The 5,355-nt window shown below is 45.3% G+C and carries 6 protein-coding genes; 3 read left to right on the top strand and 3 right to left on the bottom strand.

What is annotated here, in order from left to right:
- Positions 1–145 precede the first annotated feature (145 nt).
- A complete protein-coding gene (locus tag JGK07_RS27975) occupies positions 146–556 on the bottom strand; it encodes a hypothetical protein (protein WP_293174454.1) in 411 nt (136 codons plus the stop codon).
- Between the two features lie 318 nt (positions 557–874).
- Between JGK07_RS27975 and JGK07_RS27980 the strand changes: the two genes are divergently transcribed.
- Positions 875–1,015 (top strand): hypothetical protein, encoded by a 141-nt coding sequence (locus tag JGK07_RS27980; RefSeq protein WP_293203553.1) that lies wholly within the window; start codon positions 875–877, stop codon positions 1,013–1,015.
- Positions 1,016–1,251: 236 nt separating this feature from the next.
- Here JGK07_RS27980 and JGK07_RS27985 read toward each other — a convergent pair whose 3' ends face one another.
- Together JGK07_RS27985 and JGK07_RS27990 are read right to left on the bottom strand one after the other, a co-directional pair.
- The gene (locus JGK07_RS27985) at positions 1,252–1,857 is read right to left on the bottom strand and encodes a DUF3318 domain-containing protein (protein ID WP_293193440.1); all 606 of its coding nucleotides are present in this window, start codon (positions 1,855–1,857) and stop codon (positions 1,252–1,254) included.
- Positions 1,858–2,401: 544 nt separating this feature from the next.
- Positions 2,402–3,910 (bottom strand): nucleoside transporter C-terminal domain-containing protein, encoded by a 1,509-nt coding sequence (locus JGK07_RS27990; protein ID WP_293291144.1) that lies wholly within the window; start codon positions 3,908–3,910, stop codon positions 2,402–2,404.
- A gap of 219 nt (positions 3,911–4,129) precedes the next feature.
- On the opposite strand from JGK07_RS27990, the gene JGK07_RS27995 reads away from it, so the two are divergent.
- On the top strand, positions 4,130–4,408 hold the full coding sequence (locus tag JGK07_RS27995; protein ID WP_293174463.1) for a hypothetical protein: 279 nt from the start codon (positions 4,130–4,132) through the stop codon (positions 4,406–4,408).
- Between the two features lie 36 nt (positions 4,409–4,444).
- Positions 4,445–5,104 carry a DUF2834 domain-containing protein gene (locus tag JGK07_RS28000; protein WP_293174466.1) on the top strand — a complete coding sequence of 220 codons (660 nt, stop codon included), beginning with the start codon at positions 4,445–4,447 and terminating at the stop codon, positions 5,102–5,104.
- Positions 5,105–5,355 lie beyond the last annotated feature (251 nt).

The raw sequence follows: 5,355 nt of genomic DNA on the forward strand, positions 1-5,355 counted from the left end.
AGCGCTCTTAATAATATCAGGAAAAAGCGCCCAAGCCCAACTAGGCAGCGCAGTTTTAAAATTAGGTACGTTGTTGCGCTTCAGCGCTCTTAATAATATGAGGAAAGAGCGCTTTGCAGTACAATCAGGAATGTTCGATCGAACGCTAAGAGTCAGCGGCAAAATACTTAATTAAGACGCTCATCACTTCACCTCGATTTTGAGTCGGAACAAACGGACTCCAGTCAGTAGCGCAAGCAAAATTATCGCGGTGAAAAGAATGAATGACGCGGGAAACAACAGGGCGAGAACTGATAATGAACAGTTTCAAGAGTTCTCGGTTAACTGAATTGGGCAAGTTTGGTTCCTTAGCAGGGGGCCCAATGAGTTCGGTGATTGGACTTTCGGCGCCAATCTCGAAAGCAAGTATTAAGTCGGTATTGGGTAGCAGTTGTCGGATGACTTTCAGGGAAGATTCTGCTTCGCTGCGGCTGCGAAATTGTCCGATGGGTAAGCGCTGAAAGTTGGGCAGCAGTCGGTAAATAATCCAGGAATTCGTAGTTTCTGGGGTGTTCATGGCTGTATTCTAAATTGGGTATGTTTGCCCACAGGAAAGTGACAGAATTGCACGCGAGTGCGAGCGCGATAGAGGATCGAGCTACTGCAATAAATCTGCGTCCTAATTCATGATTTTTTATCGATACGCCGCAGAACTAGCGGCAACAATATCCTGTTGGCAATGACGTTATGTTACATCGAGAATTAACTTTGAGAGTGCGTTTTTACATAATGTAATTTAATCAAGTAAAGGTTCAAAATAAGCGCTTAAAATAGGCGCTTAAAATAGGCGAATTAAAAGCAAAAACAATTATAAACAAACGTTAATAAATGCAAGATGCTAACAATTCAGGTCAAACATAATTCAAGTTTTCGCACCGATACACGGCACTGCCGGGATTTTTGCCGTTTGGTGGGGGTATCTTTTGATGAGTTGCCGGATTATCTCAGTCGGTGGGTAGATGAGGAGGAGTCATAGGAGGTCGATCGGGCGATCGCGCTTTCGCTTAAAATAAGTACGTTACTGAAGCTGATTAAGACGATGAAAGTGCAAGTTTTGTCAGTTAAACCTGCGACATAAGCAGTTAATCTAGAAACTCGTCAAAGGGCGATCGCAATTGTTGAGAAATTACCAGCAGCTATGCTGGATGAGGCAGTTAAGTTTCTGGAATCTTTGTCTGTTAAGGCTAATTTGCTTGAATAGCGATGTTTTTTTCAATCCTGTCTGACGCTATCGGGCACGCCCACCGCCGAAATACCCGATATCGCCCTTAAATTTTGACACCGAATCAACTCGTTGAAATCCAAAGTACGCTGTTCTATCTGCGCCACAGATTCGATCGCCCCCAGGAGATGTCCCGCCGCCTCAGATTCACTGTAACCGCGCCTTCCCGCCACCCGAATCGCCGTTTCGTCGGCATCTAATTCTACTTGCGAACTGCGGTTGTCGCGCCAAATTCGAGTCATCGCCAGTCCCGTCAACCCACCGGCGATCGCAATTCCGATCGCATCTCCCTGCAACAATTCTACAACAGTGCCGAGAATACCCGCCACAGCCGCCCCTTGATAAATATCCGGCTTAAACCACTTGAAATTGCCCAGAAAACTTACAGTACGCAATAGCAGTAAATCCCGCTGCGGCTTAGATAGCAGGCGCCACAAATCAAAATTAATATAAATCGGGCGAGATTGATGCCAAGGTAAAGGAAAATCGCAATTAATTACCGTCGATTGTTGAGGTTTATTAATAATTTTACAAGTCATGCGGCCCGAGGCGGGCATCACATCTAACAGGCGGCGAATTTCTGGTTCTGGATTCATAGATTTTTGGGATAATTGGTAATTGGTAATTGGTAATTGGTAATTGCAAAAAAAACAATCTTATCTATCAGAGACTCGTAGGGGCGGGTTCACCAACAATATTTAACTCCCATCAATAACCTACATAAACCCGCCCCACACAACCAATAAACTACATCAAATTATCTATCAGGGACTCGTAGGGGCGGGTTCACCAACAATATTTAACTCCCATCAATAACCTACATAAACCCGCCCCCACACAACCAATAAACTACATCAACTTTGATTTCGCTCCAATACGAAAATATAACTGTAACATTACTTACGCCATAGGCACAAAATAAAGGTTAATTTTTAAGTACGTTGTTGCGCTTGGGCGCTCTTTCATACATATATAATAAAGTGAGTGAGGGCGGGTTTTAAAGATTGTCAATAATTGACAAATATTGTTGGTTGACCCGCCCATACAAGTCCTTATAAGATATTATAGCGGTTCTCAGAAAGATGAGGTACGTTGTTGGGCTTGGGCCCTCTTGGTTTCAGTGGTTATATAACCTGTCAGTCATACCTCACCTTTTTGAGAAGCTTTTTCACCCTTCGGCAAAGGCTTCGGGCTGGCAATTGCTGGGGCAACTGACGGCTTCGGACTTGCGGCGGGGGATGCCTCCGATTTCGGCGAAGCAGGAGCGCTGATCGGGGCAGTAGGCGGTGTCTTAGTGCCTAAAATGCTGGAGTCTCCGGTGTCAAATAATCCGGCGATGCAGGCAATCATCATTGTAGCTAAAGTGCCGACAAATAAGGCTTTCCAACCGAGTTCGGAAATGTCTTTGCGCCGAGAAGGAATTAGGGCGATTGTACCGCCGACAAATATGCCGACGGAAGCTAAGTGGGCGAAACCGGAAAGGGCGTAACTGACAATTAATACTGTGCGATCGCTAATCAGTCCTTTTGCGGCCGCTTCTGCTAACATTCGATATGGTGGAATTGCTGTTAGATACAGCCTTTGTCCGATAATTTCTGAAGCTATCCAAGAGTCCTTAAAGGGAACTCCGGTTAACAAAGTCAGTGGGTAAAATAATATTCCTGAACCCTTTCGCAGGGTTTCGGCTCCCAAAATTCGATCTATTAAGAAAACTAAACCCACGATTAAAATCAAAACAGCAGCGATCGACACTGCCATTTTTACACCGTCTAAAGCGCCGATAATTGCTGCATCTAACGGGCTGACACGCTCGATAGGTTCTCCGCCAACTGTCTCTTGTTTGGGGAGATAGCCGTCATTTTCAGCAACTTCTTCGCCCACCAATTCACGCCCTTGAGGCTTCGGTTTCTCCTTCGGAATGCCTCCCATTGTCAAGGGAGTTTCTGTTTCGGGAACTAAGATTTTTGAAAGGACGAAGCAAGCGGGAATTGCAATAATTGAGGCAGAAACTAAATGCCCCAAAATATTTGGGAAAACTGGTTTGAGGACGCTGACATAAATTGCTAAAGTTGAGGATGCAGCGGTTCCAAAACAGCAAGATAAAATGGCACAAAGTTCGGAACGAGTCATTTTTGCCAAATAAGGCTTGACCACAATTGCTGCTTCTATACCTACGAAAATATTAGCGGCTCCGCTGAGAGCTTCCGCGCCGCTCAAGCGCATTGTTAAGTAAAAGATTTTAGCAAAAAAATTGGTGATAATTTGAATGACGCCGATGTTCTCTAGCAGTGCCATTAATCCTGAGAAAAAGATGACTGTCGGCAATGCTCGAAAGGCGAAAATATATCCTAGATTAATGGGCGGAGCTTTAGCTGGATCTGGTAGCGGTACAATGTTTTCGCCGAATACAAATCTAGCTCCAGTATCAGCGGCCATAAATACGACATCAAGCAAGCTGGTAAACCACTCTAGGGCGATGCGAGTTGGGGGAAATAGGAATACTAAAAATCCTAAGACTAATTGTAGGCCAATGCCCCAGATGATGACGCGCCAAGGTATATAGCGAACTTGGCGGTTTTCTGAGAAAATCCAGGCGATCGCACACAAGCCAAAGATGCCCAGAAATGAGATAAAGTTGTAGATAGACATGAGCCTAGTCCTTGAAATAGCTGAGAATGCCGATCGACGGCTTACACCACATCAGTTATACTATTCATCGGACGGCAAATGCCAAAAAAATAACTGTCATAGGAATTACGCACTCAACAGCGTACTTATGTCATAACTTATGCCGTTGCGAGCTCTACGGATCTTTAGCAACCCTTGATTTGCCTACTTAACAGCAGTTTAGATAGAAACACGCAACACATGGAAGCTTTTGCTCCACATCCTCCCGAATGGACTGCGGCGGCGGTTCACGCTACTGAGTTTTGCTGTCCCAAGTGCGCTGCTAGCTGCACGGAGGCCCATGAGGTCTGGATTAATCGTCGATCGCCAGTATACACCGAGTCCAACCGCCGCAAGTGGCAAGAATTTTACCGCTGCCAGTGCGGCGCCGTGTGGTGGGCTTGGAGTAATGACAGGCCTCCTTCGGAACTTGTCCGCAGCGATGAGAGCTCCGATGAGGGCTCCGATGATGATTTTTAGAAGGTTGAGTCGATTTTCGATTCTGAGAAGGAATATATGTCTAGAAAAATTGGATTTGCTCTGCTTTGGATTATATTCAGCACCTACGCCTTTGTATTTGCGCCACCCGACAACCCCGACACCATCACACTAATTACCAACCTTTCCACAGGCAAAATAGCAGGCATCAACCCTTTAATTGTAGCTTTGTTTAACATCATGGGAGTCTGGCCGCTGATTTACAGTTGCGTCTTATTTGCCGACGGCAGAGGGCAGAAAATACGAGCATGGATTTTTGCAACTTTATCATTTGGCGTCGGTGCATTTGCCTTGCTCCCTTATTTAGCCCTGCGCGAACCGAATCCAGAATTTTCTGGCACTAAAAATATTTTCTTAAAAATATTAGACTCCCGTTTTACTGGGATTGTCCTAACATTAGGCGCTGCTGCGTTGGTTGCTTTTGGCTTGACAAAAGGCGATTGGTCTGATTTTGTTGGGCAGTGGCAAACCAGCCGTTTTATCCACGTGATGAGTTTAGACTTTTGTCTGCTTTCCCTGCTATTTCCTGCTTTATTAACCGACGATATGGCGCGCCGAGGAGTGCAAAATTCAATAGCATTTTGGGCAGTAACATTAGTGCCCCTGTTCGGGCCATTGGCTTATCTGTGTACCCGCCCACCGCTGCCTGAAAATAATCCTAAAATTGTTACAAATTAGACAGCAGTGCAGGAAATGCTCAGTTTAATCTAGGAATTGAGCGTCATAATGGAAGAAACAGGCAAGATGCCTGTTCCACAATGAGTAAATTTTCTTGTAGCATGGGCTTCCAGCCCGTGCAAAAAACAGGCAAGATGCCTGTTCCACAATCAGTAAATTTTCTGGTGGCATGGGCTTCTAGCCCGTGCAAAAAACAGGCAAGATGCCTGTTCCACAATCAGTAAATTTTCTGGTGGCATGGGCTTCTAGCC

It is taken from the genome of Microcoleus sp. PH2017_24_DOB_U_A, assembly GCF_020738205.1.
In the GTDB taxonomy this organism is placed as follows: Bacteria; Cyanobacteriota; Cyanobacteriia; order Cyanobacteriales; family Microcoleaceae; genus Microcoleus.